Source organism: Archangium gephyra, from assembly GCF_042230915.1.
In the GTDB taxonomy this organism is placed as follows: domain Bacteria; phylum Myxococcota; class Myxococcia; order Myxococcales; family Myxococcaceae; genus Archangium; species Archangium gephyra_B.
This window is the reverse complement of sequence record NZ_CP102578.1, coordinates 865,492-883,385: the sequence shown is the minus strand read 5'-3', so window position 1 is coordinate 883,385 and position 17,894 is coordinate 865,492. Positions and strand designations below refer to the sequence as shown.

Sequence of the window (17,894 nt, the reverse complement as noted above, 5' to 3'; positions counted from 1 at the left end):
TACCCGGACACTCCATGAGCCCCTTCGCCCGCCTCCAACTGATGCTCCTGCTCGGCAACGTCGCCTTCATCGGCGCCTGGGCCGTGGCCGTCACCCGCCCCGCGGGCTGGAAGTGGATCGGCACCGCCCTGCTCGCCATCTTCGTCGCCATCCGCGTGGGCGGCATGTGGCTGCGCGCCCGGAAGTTCCCCGACGAGGGCCGCTCCCGCCGCGCCGCCATCTTCTCCACCGCCGTCGCCGCGCTCGCCGTCTTCATGTGGCTCTACACCGCGTTCCGCGCGCCGGCGTAGCCCGCAAAGCAGAGAGGGTGCCGGGACCTCCTTCGGTCCGCTCGGCACCCTCTCGAGACCCTCACCCCGTCCCTCTCCCAGAGGGAGAGGGGTGGTTACACGTTGAAGCGGAAGTGCATGCAGTCGCCGTCCTGCACCACGTACTCCTTGCCTTCCACGCGCAGCAGGCCCTTCTCCTTCACCGCCGTCTCACTGCCGTACTTGAGGAGGTCTTCCCACCTCATCACCTCGGCCTTGATGAAGCCGCGCTCGAAGTCCGTGTGGATGACGCCCGCCGCCTGCGGCGCCTTGTCACCCTTGTGGATCGTCCACGCCCGGCACTCCTGCTCGCCCACCGTGAAGTACGTCTGCAGGCCCAGCAGCTTGTAGCCCTCGCGCACCACCTTGTGCAGGCCCGGCTCCGTCAGCCCCGCGCTCTCCAGGAAGCCCGGACGCTCCTCCTCGGGCAGCTGCTGGATCTCCGCCTCCATCGCCGCCGCCAGCACCACCACCCCCGCGCCCTCCTTCGCCGCCATCTCCCGCACCCGCTGCACCATCGGGTCCGAGTCTTCCTTCCCAATCTGCTTCTCGCTGATGTTCGCCACGTACAGCACCGGCTTGTCCGTCAGCAGGAAGAGATCCCTCAGCACCGCCCGCTCGTCGGCCGTCAGCTTCTGCGCACGCACGGTGATGGCCGAGTCCAGCCCCGCCTTCACCTTGTCCAGCACCACCAGCTCCGCCTTCGCCTCGTCGCCCGCCTTGCCACCCATCTTGGTGTTCTTCTGCGAGCGCTCGCGGCGCTTCTCCACCGTCTCCAGGTCCTTCAGACAGAGCTCGGTGTCCACCACGTCCCGGTCTCGCACCGGATCCACGCCGCCCTCCACGTGGGTGACGTTGTCGTCCACGAAGCAGCGCAGCACGTGCAGCACCGCGTCCACCTGCCGGATGTTGCCCAGGAACTGGTTGCCCAGTCCCTCACCCTTGGACGCGCCACGCACCAGGCCCGCGATGTCCACGAACTCGAGCGAGGTCGGAATCTTCTTCAGCGGCTTCACCAGGGCGGACAGCTTGTCCAGCCGCTCGTCTGGCACCGGCACCACGCCCACGTTGGGCTCGATGGTGCAGAACGGGTAGTTGGCCGCCTGGGCCCCCGCCGCCGAGAGTGCGTTGAACAGGGTGGACTTGCCCACGTTGGGCAGACCGACGATGCCGATGGAAAGCGCCATATTGGATTCCTGAACAGCGGAACGCGGACCTGGAAATCCGGCCGGTTACGCCCGGGGCGTTCCCTTGACCGGCAGGCCCTGCACGAACTGCTCGGCCAGCGCGCGGTGCTTGGTGTCGTCCAGGCGCTCGTTGAGCAGCTTGCTGGCCACCTCCATGGACAGGTCCACCGCCATGGCCTTCACCTCGGCGATGGCCTTGGACTTCTGCTCCTCGATCTCCCGCATCGCGCCGGACTTGAACTCGTCGGCCTCCTTGCGGCTCTTGGCCATCAGCTCCTCGCGGAACTTCTCCACCTCCTGCTGGTTGCGGCGGAGCATCTCCTGCGCGTCGCGGCGGGCCTCGGCGATGGCCGTCTTCTGCTCGGCGAGCAGCTTCTCGGCCTCGGCGCGCTCGCGCTTGGCCGCCTCGATGGAGCTGGCGATCTGCTTCTCGCGCTCCTCGACCAGCGACAGGATGGGGCCCCACGCCTTCGCCCGCAGGATGATGGCGACGATGATGAAGGTGACGAGGGTCCAGAAGATGAGGCCCGGGCGGACCTCCACGAAGCTGCTGGCGGCGAGAACGTTGGGCAGGAGCATGGCGGCCTTCGGCGGTGCGGCAGGGGGACTGCGGGTACGGCGGAAACGGTACGGCGGACAGCTCTACATGATGCAAGGGCCGGCGCCCCCCGTCTGGAGCGGGCGCCGGACCCCAGGTCCTACTCGACGGTCTGAATCAGACCTTGATGGCGAGCAGGATGCACACGACCAGCGCGAACAGCGTGGCGCCTTCGATGAGGGCCGCGGCGATGATCATGGTGGTGCGGATGTCACCACCGGCGGCCGGCTGACGGCCCGTGGCGTCCATGGCGGCGGCGGCCAGACGGCCGATGCCCAGGGCGGCGCCGATGATGGAGAGGCCGGCACCGATGCCGGCGGCGAGGAAGGCGAGAGCGACGTTGGTCATGGGAGTGCTTCTTCTTTCTTCGGAGGGGGACCCACTTGTGGGGGGGTCGTTGCTGCCCTTTGGGACGACCTCCGGCGACCTTTCGAATCGCCGGGTACTCACCGGGGCCCCGGACTCCAGGGCCCCGCTAACTCAGTGAAGGACCTCAGGAGCCCAGCATGTGGGCCTTGCCGTGGTCGTGGCTGTGGCCCGCCTCGCCGTGGCCGTGCTCCTCGGCGTGCGCGTGGTGGCCCATGGCCACTCCCATGCCGATGAAGAGCGCCGAGAGCATGGTGAAGACGTAGGCCTGCACGAAGGCCACGAAGAGCTCCAGCAGGTAGATGCCGAGCGCGAAGGGCACGCTCACCAGCGCCACCGCCGGGTGGCCGAGCATGAAGATGAGGCCCAGCAGGAAGAAGATGACGATGTGGCCCGCCAGCATGTTGGCGAAGAGACGGATGGTGAGGGCGAAGGGCTTGGTGAACAGGCCCAGCACTTCCACCGGAATCATGATGGGCCACAGCCAGGGGGCCACGCCGCCCGTGAGGTGGGCCAGGTAGCCGCCGAAGCCCGCGGCGCGGATGCCCGCCACCTGCGTCAGCACGAAGGTGCACAGCGCCAGGCCGCACGTGACGGCGATGTTGCCCGTGGCCGTCGCCATCCAGGGGAACAGGCCCAGCAGGTTCATGAAGAGGATGAAGAAGAAGGCCGTCAGCAGGTAGGGCGTGTAGCGCGGGCCCTCCTCCTTGCCGATGTTCTTGATGGCCAGCTCGTCACGCACGAAGAGCACGAGCATCTCGAAGAGGTTGGCCGCCGCGCCGCGGGGCACCAGCTTCGTCTTGTCGCGGTTGCTCCAGATGAGCAGCGAGCCGATGAGCAGCGCCGCCGCCAGCCACATCATCACCATGTGCTTGGTGATGGAGAGGTCCAGGCAGCCCGCGCCCAGGCTGGGGATGGCCTCGCCATGCTCCGTCATCTGCTTCTCACACGCCCCCGCCTTCAGGGGGATGAGGATCTCCGGCAGGTGGACGGGGATGTGGTTGTGGCTGAGGGGAACCTCGATCTCCAGCTCCCGCGAGTCCGAGACGTGGTGGAGGATGTAGCCCGCCACGTCCTCCTCTTCCTTCTCCAGGCGCGTCTCGGCCTTGCCGTGCTCGTTGCCGGCGGCGGCGTTGCCGTGCTCGTCCTGCACGGGGGCGGCGAACGCCACACCCGCCATCAGCCCGACGAGAAGAATCATTGCCTTGCGCATCACTCGTCTCCGCCCGCCGCGTCCCGGGACGCGGCCATCACGTAGCTCACTTCAATCCACTGCAGCACGAAGTAGGTCCCGAAGAACCCCGCCACGAACGCCACCGGACTCAGCCCCGTCTCCACCGCCCACAACAACCCCACCACCACGCCCACCGCCCGGAGTCCGAATACCACCCCTACCGCCTTCAGCGCCGCCTTCAAGTCCTTGCGCACCGCCCGCCGCTTGAGCACCAGGGCCACCACCCCCGTCACCGCCGCCAGCACCACCCCGATGAAGGCCGACTGCCTGGCCTCCGCCGACTTCGGAAGAAAGGCCGCCAGCGCCAGCCCCGCCACCGCCACTCCCGCCGCCATTCCGGCATGCTTCCGGAAGGCCATCTCCGCGTCGTGCTCGCTCACCGCTTGCGCTTCCCCAACCGTGCCATCTCGTGGAGGAAGCCGTAGAAGCCCACGGAGATCCCCACCAGACTCAGTCCCAGCAACAGCCAGGGGCTCGTCCCCAGCTTCTTGTCCAGGAAGTAGCCTCCCAGCACCCCCACCATCGCCCCGCCCACCAGCTTCCACACCGCGGCGATATACGGCTCCGCCGCCCGCATCTGCCGGGCCGTCTCGCCCAGCTCGCTTCCGTCCGAGTCCTTCCGGGGCTCTTTCTCCGCCATCGCCACAACCCCCGGTAAAACCACGGGTTTGCCTGCCGACCCCGCCATTCCTACGCGCGGGCGCCGCTTAGCATTGAAGGTGAGCGGTGCGCAACCGCCACGCTGCCGGAGGGGTCCGAGCTAGAAGGGAGGGGAATGCCTAGGGCAAGCCGAAGTCCGACTGGAAATCCACCTTGAAGCTGCCGGTGGACGAGGCGGGCTGGATGAACACCTCCACCCGCTTCACCTGGCGCAACACCCCCTGCACATCCGGGGAGCTGTTGGCTCCCACAATCCAGGTGCCCCCGTCCGGAGGCAGGGGGATGTTGTGCCGGATGTACTCCGCCCCGGTCGAGTCGAGGATCGGCGAGACGGCCACCAGCCGCAGGAAGCCGCCCGGCCCGCACAGCAACACCACGGGTTGGCGGTGCAGGGACCAGCTGCTCACCCCCCCATCCGGTTTCGCCACGGTGCCCGCGTCACTGACGACGTCAGCGGAGAACCGCAGTGTGGTCATGGGGCGCGAAAGGTCCCACGTCCCGCCATCACGCTCGGCCCAGAAGACGTGGGTGTTGGAGCCCGAGCCCGTCCACACGTCCCCCGTGACGACGTCGGCGGGGGTGGCATTGGGGAGGGTGCTGCTCTTGAGGCACTCGCCCGTCACCCCATTGAGGGCCTGGCCCAGGTGCCGGGCGCCGAACACCACCGAGGGGTCCGCGCTGAAGCGGATGGGCCCGCCACAGTCCGGCTTCTCGTCCGCGATCCCGTCGCAGTCGTCATCCTTCCCATTGCACGTGTCGAGCGACGCGGGGGCGTTGACCTGCTGGCAGACGTCCTTGCCGCCGGGGCAGGCCCGGACGCCCTCGGCGCAGATGCCGGACTTGCCGGGGACGACGCACGGCTCGCCCAGCTGGGCGGTGTCGTCCGTCCCTCCGTTGCAGTCGTCGTCCAGCCCGTTGCAGAACTCGAAGGCGCCTGGATGGACGTTGCCGTTGTCCGGGCCGCAGTCATTGCGGTTGTCCACCCAGCCGACCGGCTGCTGGCAGAACGTCCCCGTCCGCGCGGGGTCTCCGAAACCATCGTTGTCCTGGTCGAGGTAGTAGAGCGAGCCGCCGAGCCCCTCGTCGGACACTCCGTCGCAGTCGTTGTCGTAGCTGTCGCACTGCTCGGGGGCGCCCGGGAAGAAGAGCCGGCCGCCCGCGGTGGGGTTGTCGTTGCAGTCCTCTCCGTTGGTCACCGTCGGCACCGACTGGGGCGGCGCGCAGCGGTAGAGGGGCCGGACGAGGTTGCCGAAGCCGTCCTCGTCCAGGTCCTCGTAGTAGGTCACCGGACTGCCGCCATCCAGGCAGGAGCCCCCGTCCAGCACCCGGCCGGTGCAGAAGGGCGCCTCCCGCTCGCGGCAGCACACGCCATCGTCGCAGACGAAGCCGCCGTCCCCGCACTCCGCGTCCTGCTGGCAGGCGTAGTAGTCGCGCACCTGGGGCACCTCGTAGCAGGCGAGGGCCAGCACGGCGCAAGCGCTCAGGGCAACGAGGACACAACGGACGAGACGATCAATGGGGGACATGGGCACTACTCGGACTGGGAGGAGAGGAGGTCGAAGACGAAGAGGCCGGCGCCCACCGCGGAGAGGCCCGCGCCCGCGCCGAGCAGCACGTTGCCCGTGCGCGCGTAGCGGCCCGCCTGCTCATAGACGGGGCTCGCCGCCGTGAAGCTGGTGCAGTCGCGCCGGGCCCCCGTGCAAGGCTCCACCCCCCGCAGCGCGCCCCGGGACAGCCCGCCCGCCACCAGCGAGCCCGCCACCGCGAGCGCGCCCAGGCTGAAGGTGACATAGGAGGCCGTGCGCAGCCCCTTGCCCCGCGGGGCCCGGGACTCACCCGCCTGGGGCAGGAAGTCCGGCCGGGCCTCCAGGCGCAGGCGCACGCCCTCGGGAATCCGCTCGCGGGTGAGGGACGCCTCGCCCGAGGGCAACAGCAGGTCCACCTCGTGCGGCCCCGCCGTCAGCGCCACCACCTCGCCCTGCCCGGTCATCCGCCCGTCCACACGCAGCCGGGCCGTCCCCGGTGCCACCACGCCCCCCCAGCCCTTGCGCGCGAAGTCCGGCACCAGCGCCGCCACCACCGGCCGCAGCTCCCGGGCCAGCGCCGCCGGCGCCACTCCCGCCACCGTGCGCCGCTCCACCGCCCCGCGCACCGTGTCCACCCAGGCCACGTCCACGTCCAGGGTGCCCCGGGGCCTCGGCACCAGCCCGAGCACCAGCACGTGCTCCGTCTTCACCTCGGCCGCCACCGCGCGCAGGCACGCGTCCTGCGCACCGCACCGGCCCGACAACAGCCCCTCCCGAGCCTGGATGACCTCGAGGCCCGTCAGCTCGCGGGCGACGTCCTCCGTCAGGCCGAGCACCCGCTGCGACTCGGACGCGCCGAGTGCGCCTCCGTGCTGCAGGCGCACGGCAAGCCGCTCCGCCGCGGCTGCGGGCAGGGAGAGGAGGAGGAACAGGAGCAGGGTCCGCTTCACGGCCCGGCACTGTAGCGCAGGTGACCCGGGGGTCCCACTCGGAGCCGAAATCCCCTCACCCCGTCCCTCTCCCGGGGGGCGAGGGGAGATGGGGGGTCCTTGTTTCGATGAGCATCGAAATGGATTGAATTTAGATGGCCGTCTAAATAGATGATTATCGAAATATGGCCCGCTCTCCCCGCAGCCCCTTCGAGGCTCTCGCCGATCCCACCCGCCGCGCCATCCTCCGGCTGCTGCGCCAGGGCTCGCTCACCGCCGGCGAGGTCGCCGCCACCTTCGAGCTCACCCGCCCCACCCTCTCCCACCACTTCAAGGTGCTCGAGTCCGCTGGGCTCGTGCGCTCGGAGAAGCGCGGCACCCACGTCGTCTACACCCTGCAGAGCAATGTCCTCGAGGACCTGGCCGCGGAGCTGCTGGAGCTGACCGCCTCGGTGAAGGCCGCCACCCGCCGCAAGGGCAAGGCATGAGACAACCCCGCTTCAACCACTCGGACATGGCCAGCCTCGGCCTCGCCGCGCTCGGCCTGGGGCTTTCCGCCCTCCTCTACCCCCGCCTGCCCGAGCAGCTCCCCGTGCACTTCGACCTGCACGGCGTGCCCGACGGGTTCATCCCCCGCGCCCGGGGCGCCTTCCTCCTGCCCGTGCTCGCCCTCGTGAGCTGGGCGGTGGTGCGCCACGGCGGCGCCCTGCTGCCCGCCCGCCCTCGCGCCGCGCTCGCCCGCTCTCCCATGGACATGGTGGCCCTGCACAACGTGGCCCTGTTCACCGCCCTGCATCTCCTCATGCTGTACGTGGCCCTCGGCCGCGCGGAGTCCATCGGCACGCCGCTCGCGCTCGTGTCGGGCGTCTCCTGGCTCCTCTCCGGCCAGCTCATCCCCCGCCTCCGCCGCAACCCCTTCGCTGGCTTCCGCAACCCCTGGGCCCTGAGCTCGGACGAGGTGTGGCACCGCACCCAGCGCTTCGGCGGCTACTGCCTGACGCTCGGCGGGCTCGCCACCCTGGGCCTCGCGCCCTTCTCCACTCCCGCCGCCCTCACCGCCCTCATCGTGTCCGGCCTCGCGCCAGCCCTCTACTCCTTCCTCCTCTCCGCCTCGCCCATGCGCGAGCGCTGACGGCCCTGGAGCCCACGCCATGCCCTCCTCCTCCCGGCTCGATACACGCGGCATCGCCGCCTTCGTGGCCATCGCCTACGGCTTCTCCTGGTTGTGCGTCCTCGGCTTCGTGCTGGGTTTCGGCACCGACCCAGGGAAGGCGCCCAACGCGTTCAAGGCCTTCGCCGCCCTGTCCATGCTCGGCCCCACCGTGGCCACCCTCCTCGTCGCCCGGAAGGTGTCGCCCCTGCCCTCGCTCAAGCAGGAGACGGGCCTGGGACTCGGCCAGCACCGGCTGCGCTTCTTCCTGCTGGCGTGGCTGGGCACTCCCGTGGTGGTGCTCGGGGCCCTGCTCCTCTCCGCCCTCATCTACCCCCAGGCGATGGACCTCACCGGGCTCTCCAGCGTGCGTGCCCTGATCGCGCAGCTGCCTCCCGAGCTCGTGGCGAAGCTCGGGAAGCTCACCGAGCCCCACGCATTCCTCGCGCTCCAGGTGGTGCAGGGCCTGCTGATGGGCCCCCTGGTCAACGCGCCCTTCATCTTCGGCGAGGAGTGGGGCTGGCGCGGCTACCTGCTGCCCCGGCTGCTGCCACTCGGCCAGTGGCGCGCGCTCGCCGCGAGCGGCGTCATCTGGGGCCTGTGGCACGCGCCCCTCATCCTGCTGGGCTACAACTACCCCCAGCACCCCGTGCTCGGCATCCTCCTCTTCACCGTCGTGTGCGTGCTGCTCGGCATCCTCCTCGGCTGGATGCGGCTGGCCACCGGCAGCATCTGGTCCGCCGTGATCGCCCATGGCTCCCTCAACGCCCTGGGCCCCATCGTCATCGTGCTCGGCCACGCGGGCCAGCCGCCCGACACCGCCCTGGTGGGCGTCACGGGCTGGCCGGGGTGGTTGGTGCTCGCCTCGCTCGTCGGAGTGCTGGTGCTCACCCGGCGGCTCCCGCTCACGCTCCACGCCGCAGCAGCCAGAGCGCATCCAACAGGTCCGTCGTGAGCAGCCGGCTCTGGCGCTCCTGCTCCGCGACGAAGCCACGCACCCGCTCCGCCGCCTCGGGGTGGCGCACGGCGAGCGCCTCGGCTCGGCGGCGGATGAGCTCGGTGTTGCTCGCGTTGTAGGCGTCCGTCTCCTCCGTGGTGGGAAGCAGCTCGCGCACCAGGCGGTCCCCCTGCGATTGCATCCGGCGCCGGGTCTCCTCCAGGTGCGCGTAGCCCGCCAGGTCCGGCGAGGACTCCAGCTCCACGCCCTCGGCCACGTAGCAGTCGTTGATGACGAGGTACCCCCCGGGCCGCACGCAGCGTCGCAACGCGTCCACCGTCTCCGCCGCATCCCCCAGCACACGCCCCACCGCGAGCAGCATCACCACGTCCACCCCGCCCACCTCGCGCACCGCCTCGCGCAGGTCTCCCTGACGGAACTCACACAGGCCCGACAGCCCGCCCTCCTCCGCGCGCCGCCTCGCCTCCTCCACGAAGGGCGCGAACCCATCCACCCCCAGCACCTTCAGGCCGAGCTCCCGGGCGAGCGCCAGCGCCACCGTGCCCTTTCCACACCCCAGGTCCAGCACACGCGCCCCGGCCGACAGCCCCAGGGGCCGCAGCAGCCCGACGATGTCCTGGACCTCGGTCCCCAGCTCGTCCAGATCCGCCAGCAGCTCCGGCAGGAAGGGCAGCACCTCCGGGGTGGTCTCGAGCGCCGTCGCCACCTGCTCTTCCAACGACACGGTCCGGCTCATGCGGCGAACCTCCCACGCGGGCGCGCCGCCTTCCAGAGGGGAGACGGCCAGCGCAGCGCCCCGGGGGATGACAGGAACCGCACCCGCCCACCGGGCCCTCCTCGCCGCGAGGTCCTCCCGTTCCCAGCTTGCATGTGGACCTCTTTCCCAGAGCCGGAGGACCCCACGCATGCCCATCCCATTCCAACTCACCTCACCCCGCTTCAAGGCCGGAGAGACGATTCCCGTCGCCTATACCTGCGAAGGAGATGATCTCCCCCCGCCCCTCCACTGGGAGGGCGAGCCTCCAGGCACGCGCAGCTTCGCGCTCGTGATGCAAGACCCCGACGCGCCAGACCCAGGCAACCCGCAGACCACCTGGACGCACTGGGTGCTCTACAACCTGCCGCCCAACATCCACGACATCCCCGAGTCCATGCTGCCCGAGAGCCTCCCCGCGGGTGCCCGCGAGGCCCTCAACGACTGGAAGCGCATGGGCTACGGCGGCCCGTGTCCGCCCATCGGCCGCCACCGCTACTTCTACCGCGTGTTCGCCCTGGACACCGTGCTGCCAGACATGGGGCACGTCACCTGGAAGCAGCTGGAAGCCGCCATGAAGGGCCACATCCTCGCCCAGACGGAGCTCATCGGCACCTACGAGAAGGTGCAGGGCTTCAAGGAGCGCCAGAAGGAGGAGGTCCGCCACCACCGCCGGCACTGACCCCCGACCAGGCCCGGAAAACACCCGGGCCTGCTTCCCCCCAACCGGCCTGGAGTGCCATCCTCACTCCCCGTGACGACGCCCGACGGAGCGGGGGGGGCCCCGTACCAGCACCTGGACTCGCTGCCATTCGCCCTGGCCGTCATCCGTGACAGCCGCATCGTCCACGTCAACGCGGCCCTGCTCGAGCTGCTCGGCTTGCCCCGCGACGAGGTGCTCGGCAGGCTCTTCGAGCTCTTCTCGGCGCACCAGCAGTCCTTCCTCGCCGAGCGCCATGCGCGCCGGCGGCGGGGCGAGCCCATCCCGGACACGTACGAGACGGTGATGCGCACCGCCACCGGGGAGCGGCGCGTGGAGCTGTCCATCTCCATGAACGGGCCGGACACGTGGATGCTGGTGCGCGACCTCGCCGGCCGCGTGGTGCACCGCCAGCTGCTCCAGCGCGTGGCCGCGCTCGGCGCCTCGCTGCCCGGCCTCCATGACGAGGAGGAGGTGCTCCGCCGCGTCTTCGAGGGCCTGGCCGAGCAGGAGCTGTCCTACGGCTACCTCGTGCCGGACGGCGAGCGGGTGTGGCTGGGCCATGCCTTCGTGGCCACCGGCACCGCCGCGGGCGAGGCGCACCTCACCGGCCAGCATCTGGTGGACGTGCCGGGCACCTGGAGCCCCATGCTGCGGCGGGCGTGGACGGAGGGCTCCGCCTACGGGGAGGACTTCGCCCGGGAGACGGCCCAGTTCGTGGGCCCCGACTGGGCCGAGCCGGTGCGCACCCACCTGCTGCGCGTGGGGCCCCTGCGCTCGGTGTGCGTCCGCATCGAGCAGGAGGGCAAGCCCCGGGCCATGCTGGTGCTGGCCTCGGATTGGCTGAGCGAGGAGGAGCTGCCCCCGCTGCGCCTCTTCTCCGCGCAGGTGTCCGCCGCCCTGGAGGCCGCGCGTACCATCTCCCGCCTGTCCACGCACAACACCGCCCTCACCGCGCTCAACCGGCTGGCCGCGGTGGCCGCCACCGCGCCGGAGCCGCGCGCCTTCTTCGGGCCAGGCACCGAGGAGATCATCGGCCTGCTGCGCTGCAACGCGGTGCTCCTGCTGCTGCGCACCGAGGCGGGGGATGAGCTGGAGCTCGCCTGGCACCAGGGCGCCACCGAGGAGTCGGTGCGCCCCTTCCGCCGGCTGCCCATGCGCGGCACCATGTCCGGCAAGGTCATCGAGCTGGGCATCCCCATGGTCCTGCAGGCCGATGACTTCCCCGAGCTCGTGCGCGAGCACCTGCACGAGCATGGCCGCTCCTCCGTGGCCCTGGTCCCCCTGCAGGTGCGCTCGCGCATGGTGGGCACGCTCGTCATCACCTTCGCCCAGCACCGCCTGCTGTCCGCCATGGAGCTGGAGACGCTCCAGGCCATGGGCTCGCACTTCGCCGCCGCCATCGAGTCCCACCGGCTCCTCCAGCAGGTGCGCGGCCGCGCCGAGGAGCTCGCCCGCCTCCACGCGGAGCTCAAACACGCCCAGCGCCAACTGGTGGAGCACGAGCGGCTGGCCGCGCTCGGCGAGCTGTCCGCCGTGGTGGCCCACGAGGTGCGCAACCCCCTGGGCGCCATCTTCAACGCCCTCGCCACCTTGCGCCGCTTCCTCGAGCCCACCGGGCCCGCTCCCACCCTCGTCGCCATCGTCGAGGAGGAGGCCAACCGCCTCAACCGCATGGTGGATGATCTGCTCGACTTCGCCCGCCCCTCCGCCCCCGAGTTCCACCCCGTGCCGCTGGGGCGCCTGCTTGAGGAGGCCGTGCGCACCGCGACGAGCGGCCAGTCCCGCATCCGCGTGGAGTGGGCCCTGCGGCCAGACGTGCCGCCCGTGCCCGTGGACGAGCGGATGATCCGCCAGGCCTTCCTCAACCTCGCCCTCAACGCCGTGCAGGCCATGCCCCAGGGCGGCACACTGCGCGTCGCCGCGTACCGCTGCCCCGAGAAGCCCGGCGCCGTGGTGGAGGTCACCGACACCGGCTCCGGCATCCCTCCCGAGCTGCGCGAGCGCCTCTTCACCCCCTTCTTCACCACCAAGGCCACCGGCACCGGCCTGGGGCTCGCCATCGTCCAGCGCACCCTGGACGCGCACGGCGGCCACATCCGCATCGACTCCCCTCCCAGCGGCGGCACCACCTTCCGGCTCGTGCTGCCCCTGGGCCCCGAAGTGGAGACCCAGACGGGGTGACGCCGGAGGGAGAGGGAATGGAGGGCTCGCTCTCCTGCCTGCTCCCTGGCGCGGTGGCCAGTGTCGGGTTCCGCACGCTCGCCGGCCCGGGCAGAATCACTTTCAATCCCTTGTCAAGGAATTCCTCGGCTGCTCCCTGGCCAGCACTCCTCGGACGGAGTAGAACGAACGAATCCCCAGGTACCGTTCCGTCGCTCGGCGTGGTCGGCACCCTGTCGCCGCCTGGGTGGAGTGCCTCGAGGAGCCGGACCACGCACCGAGCCCCATCCCGTATCCGGGAGGTGTCGTGATGCGTCGTCTGCTCGTAGGGAGTGTCGCAGTGTCCGCGCTGGCATTGGCGGGAAGCGCCCAGGCCAGTGGGGAGTGTGGCTCGACGTCCGCCGGCTGGAACGCGCCCAACGGCGCGGTGGTGTTCGACCGGAGCTTCGGCCCCATCCGCGACGTGCTGGACGCCATCGGCGAGTACCGCACGCACTCGATGCTCTCGCATGGCCCTGGCAGCACCGTCTCGCACGCCACCATGGCCAACCCCGCCCAGGCGCCCTGGCCCGGCGTGTGTACCCTGCCCATGAAGGGCTTCGACCTGCGCTACGGCTACCCGGGCCTGGAGCAGATCAACCAGGGCGGCATCTACATGTCCCTGTTCGGCAAGGGCGGCCCCGAGTGGACGGGCTGGCAGCAGGGAGACCCGGCCCAGGCGGCGCTGATCGGCGACTCCATCTGGTACAACCACGCGTACACCAGCGACGTGTCCCGGTTCGACACCGGCCAGTACCTCGATCGGCCGGTGCGCAACGGCGCCCGCGTCAACTACTCGCTCTTCCAGTACCGCACGCTGGAGAGCGCCAACCTGATTCCGGGCAACGCGTCCAACAACGGCATGGTGTGCTCCACCTTCATGGCCTACGCGCACAACTACGCGGGCCGGGGCGTGGTGACGCCGTACATGTACTCGCACGCGCAGATCGCCAACGCCTCCAACTCGCTCTACACGGGCATCTACAACGAGTGCAAATCGTCGCTCGGCTGGTTCGTCGACGCGGCGCTCACCATCGCCTGCCCCACCTCCAACGTCTGCGGCAACGCCGGCAACCAGGTGGCCAACTGCATGTCCACCAACGTGTGCGACTCCTCCGACGGCCGCTACTGGAAGAGCGTGCGCGATGACCCCAACGCCACCGCCACCTCCATCAGCCCGGACCGCATCGGCGGCTGGGGCGTGCACCCCATCAACAACACCGTCTGGGGCCCGGACTACACGCACCAGCTCCAGTGGAACTCGGGCGGCAACGTCTACGGCTGCTGGCAGTAACCCGTCCCGCCTCGCCGCACCTTCTCGCCGCACCCTCGAATCACTTCACCCCTGGAGAGGAGCCCCACCCCGATGAGCCCGACCCCCGAGAACCGTTCCCAGCGGCCCTGGCGATGGGTGCTGCTGCTCGCACTCGTCGCCCTCGGGGGTGTGGTGGGGTGGCTCCTCTCCCGGGCCCAGCCCGCGCCGGAGGCCCCTGCGGCCCAGGCCCGGACGCGCACCGCGCCCGCTCCAGAGGAGGCGCCTTCCCCGGCCCTCGCCGCCGCGCCGAAGCCTCCCGACGCCGAAGCGCCCGCCGCCGCCGAGCCCGCTCCCCCCATCGTGGATGAGATCCTCGTGGAGAAGCAGGAGGTGTGCTCGGGCGAGGACAACCTCATCACCGTGCGCGCCCACACGCCGGATGGCAACGACGCGTACCTGCACTACACCGTGGGCGATGGCACCGGCCAGCGCATCCCCCTCCGCGTCTGGCGCAACGACGCGGACGGCTCGTACGAGCTTCCGCGCGTCACCGTCTTCACCAAGGACAACGTCTCCGTCACCGTCCCCCTCCCGCCCTTCAAGGTGAAGGACTGCGAGCCCGAGCGCCTCATCCAAGTGATGTCCCGGCGGCAGCCCAACGCCGAGGACGACTTCGAGTTCTTCGCCAAGCTGATGGAGCGGCCCGTGCGGCCCGGACAGCCCACGCCCCCGCCCTTCGTCCCCGTGCGCTACGTGTGGACCTTCGACGACGAGGCCCCCGTGACGACGACGGGCCCCCTCGTCTCGCACTCCATGCTGAGCAACACGGGCGCCAGCAGCATGTACACCCAGCACCTCATCCGCGTGGACGCCTATGACGCCGCGGGCCGCAAGGAGACCGGCCGCTCCTCGCTCCAGGTGCTCAACACCTCCTTCGAGAACTTCGACAAGAAGGGCATCGTCACCCTGCTCGCCGTGGGCACGCCGCGCTTCCCCGTGCTCGACGCGGACGGCGTCGTGCGGCAGACCTTCCGCCTCTACCACCGCTTCCGCGGGCCCGTGCGCCTCACCCGCGTCACCGCCCTGCGCGCCTTCCGCGGCACCGACGAAGGCCCCCCTCCTCCCGAGCAGGTGGACTCCGCCTCGCTCCCCGTCAGTGAAGTCCCCGAAGGCAGGGGCACCGAGGTGAAGGTGTCCTTCGACACCAAGGCCGAGCCCGAGGTCTTCGCCATCACCTATGCGCTCGAAGGCGTCAGCGCCGACGGCCACCCCGCTCGCGGCACCTTCTCCGTCATGCGCCCGCCTCCCCGGCCCACCAAGGAGAACAGCACCCCCATCAGCGACCCCGTCCTGCTCGCCAAGGTCAAACGCGCACGCGAGCTCCTCCAGCAGGAGTTCGTCACCGACGAGGACATCTTCCGCCTCGAGCGCGAGGGGAAGTTCGCCGACCTGAAGGTCGAGCAGCCCTCCGGCGACGTCGCTCCCGCCAGCGGAACGCTCAACGGACGCCCGAGGAATCCCTCGCGGTAACACGGGCGGGACTCCATGGGACAGAGACCCTCACCCCGACCCTCTCCCGGGGGGAGAGGGAGTGGGCGTACGGTTTGGAGTAGGCTCCCTCCATGTCCCTCTTCGATGCCGTGGCGGCCGGTGACCTGGCCCGCGTGGAGGCGCTGCTCGCCGGTGGCGCCGACCCCAACCCCTTCGACTCCGAAGGCCGTACCCCCCTCGCCCTCGCCGCCGAGAACGGTGACGAGGCCCTCGTGCGCGCCCTCCTCGCCGGCGGCGCCGACCCCTCCCTCACCGACCGCATGGGCGAGTCCGCCCTCATCAAGGCCGCCGCCCATGAGCACGGCCGCGTCGCCGCCCTCCTCTACCCCCATGCTTCCGAGGACGACCAAGCCATGGCCCGCGCCCTCCTCAAAGTGGGCACCGACTTCTTCAACCTCCCCCGCTCCCCTCCCCCTCCCCCCGACGACTTCCGCCGCAAGCTTGCCTCCGCCAGCGCCTACGTCTCCAACAAGCTCGGCGACTCCCACCCCTCCGAGCGCCTCGAGCGCCTGCTCCGCGCCGAGAAGAACTCCAAGAAGCCCTGAGCCTCCTGCCACAGGTTTTTCGCGAAATCGGGCCCCTCTGTCTGGTTTTGAGCGCCCCTTCCGCTCAATAACCGACATCCCCCCCGGTAGGTTTCAGGCGGGTCACAGCATTCCGTGTCACCATCGGTGTTGTTCGGTGCGGCCCTGTGGGTCGCAGGGTGCCACGCAGCCTCTCTTGTAGGGGCTCTCGCAACCGGGGGTCATGCATGATGATGATGGATGAGCGTGTGGTGTTCGGTAACACCTTTCACGGCCTCTTCCAGATTGCACTCCACGGAAGGCTCTCCAATGCGGCCCGAAGTGCTCTCGGACGCATGGGCCTGCACGTCGACCGGCAACCGCTCCCCTTCTACCCGGCGTCCGTCTGGCGCCCCTCCCTCGACATCATCGTCCGCGATCTCTTCCCCGACCTGCACCTCGAGGAGGCCTACCGCCGGCTCGGCCAGAAAATGGTCACCGACGTGAGCGAGACGGTGCTCGGCCGCGGAATGCTCGCGCTCGGCCGCGCCCTCGGGCCCCGCCGGCTGCTCATGCGGATGAACCACAACTTCCGCAACGCCGACAACTACGTGCAGCTGCAGCTCAAGGAGCTGGCCCCCACCGCGTACGAGGTCCACATCAACGAGACGCTCGGCGTGCCCTCGTACTACCAGGGCATTATCGAGGCGGCGCTCGGGGCCAGCGGCGCCCGCGAGCCCCATGTGCACCACGTGCGCGCCGAGGGCAGCGGCTGCACCTACCGCGTCGAGTGGCACTGAGCTAATGGGACAGGAGTGAGGCGGCCCGCTGCAACACGCCCCGCCAGCCCGTCAGCCGCACGTCCTCGCACTCCTCGCGGATGAGCGCCCAGCAGCCCTCCTTCGGGTCCGCGAGGAGCTCGTGGCTGGAGCCCGCGGGCGCACTGCCCCAGTCGCCCGCCTCCAGGAAGCGCCCCCGGTCCCACACGCCTCCGGCCAGCACCATGCCCTCCTCTCCGCCCTGGTGCGCGTGCCTCGGGAAGCGGGCCCCGGGCTGGATGTGCACCAGGAAGAGCCCACACCCGCCCGGCGCCTCCCGCACCAGGCGCGCCGTCCGGCTGCCGCTGCCCGGCACCGTGTGCCACCGCCAGCGCTCCGGGGGCCGCAGCTCCGCCAGCACCGCTGGCGGCAGCGGCACCCCCTCCACCGGCCGCGGCGGCTCGTGCTGGGAGGCCTCCGCCCAGATGCGCTCGAAGAGGCCCTCCGGCACGGGCTCTTCGGGCACGGCCTCGAGCAGCGTGCCTCCGGGCGCCGCTAGCCGGCCCACCTCGCGCGCGCAGGCGGGACAGAAGGACAGGTGCGTCTCCAGCAGCAGGCGCAGGGGCACGTCCGCGGCGCCCGTGGCGTACGCCAGCAACCGCTCGGAAGGGGGATGGTTCACGGGCATCATCGCTTCACTCCGTCAGCAGGACCCGCATGTGCCGCAGGGCCAGCCGGATGCGGGACTTCAAGGTACCCAGCGGCACCGCGAGCTCCGTCGCGGCCTCCTCGTGCGTATAACCCCCCAGCACCGAGAGTTCGACCGCCTGGCGCTGCTCCGGGCTGAGCCCCTCCAGCGCCCGCTCCAGGCTCATCGCCAGCTCGGGGTCCGCCTGGACGAGCGCCAGCACCGGACGCTCCGCCTCGGAGGCCACCGGCATCCCGCGCCGCCAGCGGTCCACCAGCTTGTTGCGGGCAATCATGTACATCCACGCCAGGGGCGTGCCCTGCTCGGCCCGGTAGCTGGAGGCCTTCTGCCAGATGGCCGTGAAGACCTCCTGCACCACGTCCTCGGCGAGCGAGCGGTCCTTCGTCACGCGCAGCACGTAGCCCAGCAACCGGCCCGCGTGCCGCTCGTAATAAGACTGGAAGGCCGCCCTGCTGCCTCGGGCGATGGCGCCGAGCAGCGCCCCATCCTCCTCCATGGCTCCCCCACCTGGTTCATCCAGAGGCCATACGCGGGAAAGGTGCGTTT

The 17,894-nt window shown here is 70.5% G+C and carries 21 protein-coding genes; 10 read left to right on the top strand and 11 right to left on the bottom strand.

Annotated features, from left to right (window positions below):
• Window positions 1–14 precede the first annotated feature (14 nt).
• On the top strand, window positions 15–290 hold the full coding sequence (locus NR798_RS03675) for a hypothetical protein (RefSeq protein ID WP_375770000.1): 276 nt from the start codon (window positions 15–17) through the stop codon (window positions 288–290).
• Window positions 291–385: 95 nt separating this feature from the next.
• Here NR798_RS03675 and ychF read toward each other — a convergent pair whose 3' ends face one another.
• From ychF to NR798_RS03635, 8 genes are all read right to left on the bottom strand, one after another.
• Window positions 386–1,495, bottom strand: coding sequence for a redox-regulated ATPase YchF (gene ychF / locus NR798_RS03670; protein WP_375769999.1), 1,110 nt, complete (start codon window positions 1,493–1,495; stop codon window positions 386–388).
• A 45-nt stretch (window positions 1,496–1,540) separates the two neighbouring features.
• Window positions 1,541–2,074, bottom strand: coding sequence for a F0F1 ATP synthase subunit B (gene atpF / locus NR798_RS03665; protein ID WP_375769998.1), 534 nt, complete (start codon window positions 2,072–2,074; stop codon window positions 1,541–1,543).
• A 136-nt stretch (window positions 2,075–2,210) separates the two neighbouring features.
• Window positions 2,211–2,441 (bottom strand): ATP synthase F0 subunit C, encoded by a 231-nt coding sequence (locus tag NR798_RS03660; protein WP_203410312.1) that lies wholly within the window; start codon window positions 2,439–2,441, stop codon window positions 2,211–2,213.
• 145 nt (window positions 2,442–2,586) lie between these two features.
• Complete coding sequence (atpB, locus tag NR798_RS03655; protein WP_375769997.1) at window positions 2,587–3,672, bottom strand: F0F1 ATP synthase subunit A; 1,086 nt, start codon at window positions 3,670–3,672, stop codon at window positions 2,587–2,589.
• A complete protein-coding gene (locus NR798_RS03650) occupies window positions 3,672–4,052 on the bottom strand; it encodes a hypothetical protein (protein ID WP_375773718.1) in 381 nt (126 codons plus the stop codon). The genes atpB and NR798_RS03650 overlap by 1 nt, the downstream gene beginning before the upstream one ends.
• 17 nt (window positions 4,053–4,069) lie before the next feature.
• Window positions 4,070–4,333, bottom strand: coding sequence for an AtpZ/AtpI family protein (locus NR798_RS03645; protein ID WP_375769996.1), 264 nt, complete (start codon window positions 4,331–4,333; stop codon window positions 4,070–4,072).
• 139 nt (window positions 4,334–4,472) lie between these two features.
• Window positions 4,473–5,879 (bottom strand): putative metal-binding motif-containing protein, encoded by a 1,407-nt coding sequence (locus NR798_RS03640; protein WP_375769995.1) that lies wholly within the window; start codon window positions 5,877–5,879, stop codon window positions 4,473–4,475.
• A gap of 5 nt (window positions 5,880–5,884) precedes the next feature.
• Window positions 5,885–6,829 (bottom strand): hypothetical protein, encoded by a 945-nt coding sequence (locus NR798_RS03635; protein WP_375769994.1) that lies wholly within the window; start codon window positions 6,827–6,829, stop codon window positions 5,885–5,887.
• Between the two features lie 164 nt (window positions 6,830–6,993).
• Here NR798_RS03635 and NR798_RS03630 point away from each other — a divergent pair, with 164 nt between their 5' ends.
• From NR798_RS03630 to NR798_RS03620, 3 genes are read left to right on the top strand one after another with little or no spacing between them, the layout of a single operon-like run.
• Window positions 6,994–7,296, top strand: coding sequence for an autorepressor SdpR family transcription factor (locus NR798_RS03630; protein WP_375769993.1), 303 nt, complete (start codon window positions 6,994–6,996; stop codon window positions 7,294–7,296).
• Window positions 7,293–7,940, top strand: a complete 648-nt coding sequence (locus tag NR798_RS03625) for a DUF1648 domain-containing protein (protein ID WP_375769992.1) — start codon at window positions 7,293–7,295, stop codon at window positions 7,938–7,940. The genes NR798_RS03630 and NR798_RS03625 overlap by 4 nt, the downstream gene beginning before the upstream one ends.
• Window positions 7,941–7,959: 19 nt before the next feature.
• The gene (locus NR798_RS03620; protein WP_375769991.1) at window positions 7,960–8,913 is read left to right on the top strand and encodes a lysostaphin resistance A-like protein; all 954 of its coding nucleotides are present in this window, start codon (window positions 7,960–7,962) and stop codon (window positions 8,911–8,913) included.
• Here NR798_RS03620 and NR798_RS03615 read toward each other — a convergent pair.
• Entirely contained in the window at window positions 8,864–9,652 is a 789-nt protein-coding gene (locus NR798_RS03615) for an SAM-dependent methyltransferase (protein ID WP_375769990.1), read from the bottom strand. The two genes, NR798_RS03620 and NR798_RS03615, sit on opposite strands and share 50 nt — an antisense overlap.
• A gap of 169 nt (window positions 9,653–9,821) precedes the next feature.
• Between NR798_RS03615 and NR798_RS03610 the strand changes: the two genes are divergently transcribed.
• The 6 genes from NR798_RS03610 to NR798_RS03585 all read left to right on the top strand — a co-directional run bounded on the left by NR798_RS03610 (window position 9,822) and on the right by NR798_RS03585 (window position 16,681).
• The gene (locus NR798_RS03610) at window positions 9,822–10,352 is read left to right on the top strand and encodes a YbhB/YbcL family Raf kinase inhibitor-like protein (protein WP_375769989.1); all 531 of its coding nucleotides are present in this window, start codon (window positions 9,822–9,824) and stop codon (window positions 10,350–10,352) included.
• A 72-nt stretch (window positions 10,353–10,424) separates the two neighbouring features.
• On the top strand, window positions 10,425–12,554 hold the full coding sequence (locus NR798_RS03605) for an ATP-binding protein (protein ID WP_375769988.1): 2,130 nt from the start codon (window positions 10,425–10,427) through the stop codon (window positions 12,552–12,554).
• Window positions 12,555–12,843: 289 nt separating this feature from the next.
• Window positions 12,844–13,866 (top strand): hypothetical protein, encoded by a 1,023-nt coding sequence (locus tag NR798_RS03600; RefSeq protein ID WP_375769987.1) that lies wholly within the window; start codon window positions 12,844–12,846, stop codon window positions 13,864–13,866.
• A gap of 72 nt (window positions 13,867–13,938) precedes the next feature.
• Window positions 13,939–15,357: a hypothetical protein gene (locus NR798_RS03595; protein ID WP_375769986.1), complete on the top strand. Its 1,419-nt coding sequence runs from the start codon at window positions 13,939–13,941 to the stop codon at window positions 15,355–15,357.
• Between the two features lie 92 nt (window positions 15,358–15,449).
• Window positions 15,450–15,923, top strand: a complete 474-nt coding sequence (locus NR798_RS03590; protein WP_375769985.1) for an ankyrin repeat domain-containing protein — start codon at window positions 15,450–15,452, stop codon at window positions 15,921–15,923.
• 206 nt (window positions 15,924–16,129) lie between these two features.
• Complete coding sequence (locus tag NR798_RS03585; RefSeq protein ID WP_375769984.1) at window positions 16,130–16,681, top strand: DUF2378 family protein; 552 nt, start codon at window positions 16,130–16,132, stop codon at window positions 16,679–16,681.
• 1 nt (window position 16,682) lies between these two features.
• Here NR798_RS03585 and NR798_RS03580 read toward each other — a convergent pair whose 3' ends face one another.
• Window positions 16,683–17,330, bottom strand: a complete 648-nt coding sequence (locus NR798_RS03580; RefSeq protein WP_375769983.1) for a cupin domain-containing protein — start codon at window positions 17,328–17,330, stop codon at window positions 16,683–16,685.
• A 4-nt stretch (window positions 17,331–17,334) separates the two neighbouring features.
• Complete coding sequence (locus NR798_RS03575) at window positions 17,335–17,844, bottom strand: RNA polymerase sigma factor (RefSeq protein ID WP_375769982.1); 510 nt, start codon at window positions 17,842–17,844, stop codon at window positions 17,335–17,337.
• Window positions 17,845–17,894: the final 50 nt, after the last annotated feature.

Coding starts and splice junctions, on each gene's coding strand:
- NR798_RS03660 (WP_203410312.1), bottom strand. CDS start 2,441: ATGACCAACGTCGCTCTCGCCTTCCTCGCCGCCGGCATCGGTGCCGGC.
- NR798_RS03590 (WP_375769985.1), top strand. CDS start 15,450: ATGTCCCTCTTCGATGCCGTGGCGGCCGGTGACCTGGCCCGCGTGGAG.
- NR798_RS03575 (WP_375769982.1), bottom strand. CDS start 17,844: ATGGAGGAGGATGGGGCGCTGCTCGGCGCCATCGCCCGAGGCAGCAGG.
- NR798_RS03640 (WP_375769995.1), bottom strand. CDS start 5,879: ATGTCCCCCATTGATCGTCTCGTCCGTTGTGTCCTCGTTGCCCTGAGC.
- NR798_RS03580 (WP_375769983.1), bottom strand. CDS start 17,330: ATGATGCCCGTGAACCATCCCCCTTCCGAGCGGTTGCTGGCGTACGCC.
- NR798_RS03615 (WP_375769990.1), bottom strand. CDS start 9,652: ATGAGCCGGACCGTGTCGTTGGAAGAGCAGGTGGCGACGGCGCTCGAG.
- atpB (WP_375769997.1), bottom strand. CDS start 3,672: ATGCGCAAGGCAATGATTCTTCTCGTCGGGCTGATGGCGGGTGTGGCG.
- NR798_RS03610 (WP_375769989.1), top strand. CDS start 9,822: ATGCCCATCCCATTCCAACTCACCTCACCCCGCTTCAAGGCCGGAGAG.
- NR798_RS03645 (WP_375769996.1), bottom strand. CDS start 4,333: ATGGCGGAGAAAGAGCCCCGGAAGGACTCGGACGGAAGCGAGCTGGGC.
- NR798_RS03625 (WP_375769992.1), top strand. CDS start 7,293: ATGAGACAACCCCGCTTCAACCACTCGGACATGGCCAGCCTCGGCCTC.
- NR798_RS03620 (WP_375769991.1), top strand. CDS start 7,960: ATGCCCTCCTCCTCCCGGCTCGATACACGCGGCATCGCCGCCTTCGTG.
- NR798_RS03585 (WP_375769984.1), top strand. CDS start 16,130: ATGATGATGATGGATGAGCGTGTGGTGTTCGGTAACACCTTTCACGGC.
- NR798_RS03675 (WP_375770000.1), top strand. CDS start 15: ATGAGCCCCTTCGCCCGCCTCCAACTGATGCTCCTGCTCGGCAACGTC.
- atpF (WP_375769998.1), bottom strand. CDS start 2,074: ATGCTCCTGCCCAACGTTCTCGCCGCCAGCAGCTTCGTGGAGGTCCGC.
- NR798_RS03595 (WP_375769986.1), top strand. CDS start 13,939: ATGAGCCCGACCCCCGAGAACCGTTCCCAGCGGCCCTGGCGATGGGTG.
- NR798_RS03630 (WP_375769993.1), top strand. CDS start 6,994: ATGGCCCGCTCTCCCCGCAGCCCCTTCGAGGCTCTCGCCGATCCCACC.
- ychF (WP_375769999.1), bottom strand. CDS start 1,495: ATGGCGCTTTCCATCGGCATCGTCGGTCTGCCCAACGTGGGCAAGTCC.
- NR798_RS03600 (WP_375769987.1), top strand. CDS start 12,844: ATGCGTCGTCTGCTCGTAGGGAGTGTCGCAGTGTCCGCGCTGGCATTG.
- NR798_RS03650 (WP_375773718.1), bottom strand. CDS start 4,052: ATGGCCTTCCGGAAGCATGCCGGAATGGCGGCGGGAGTGGCGGTGGCG.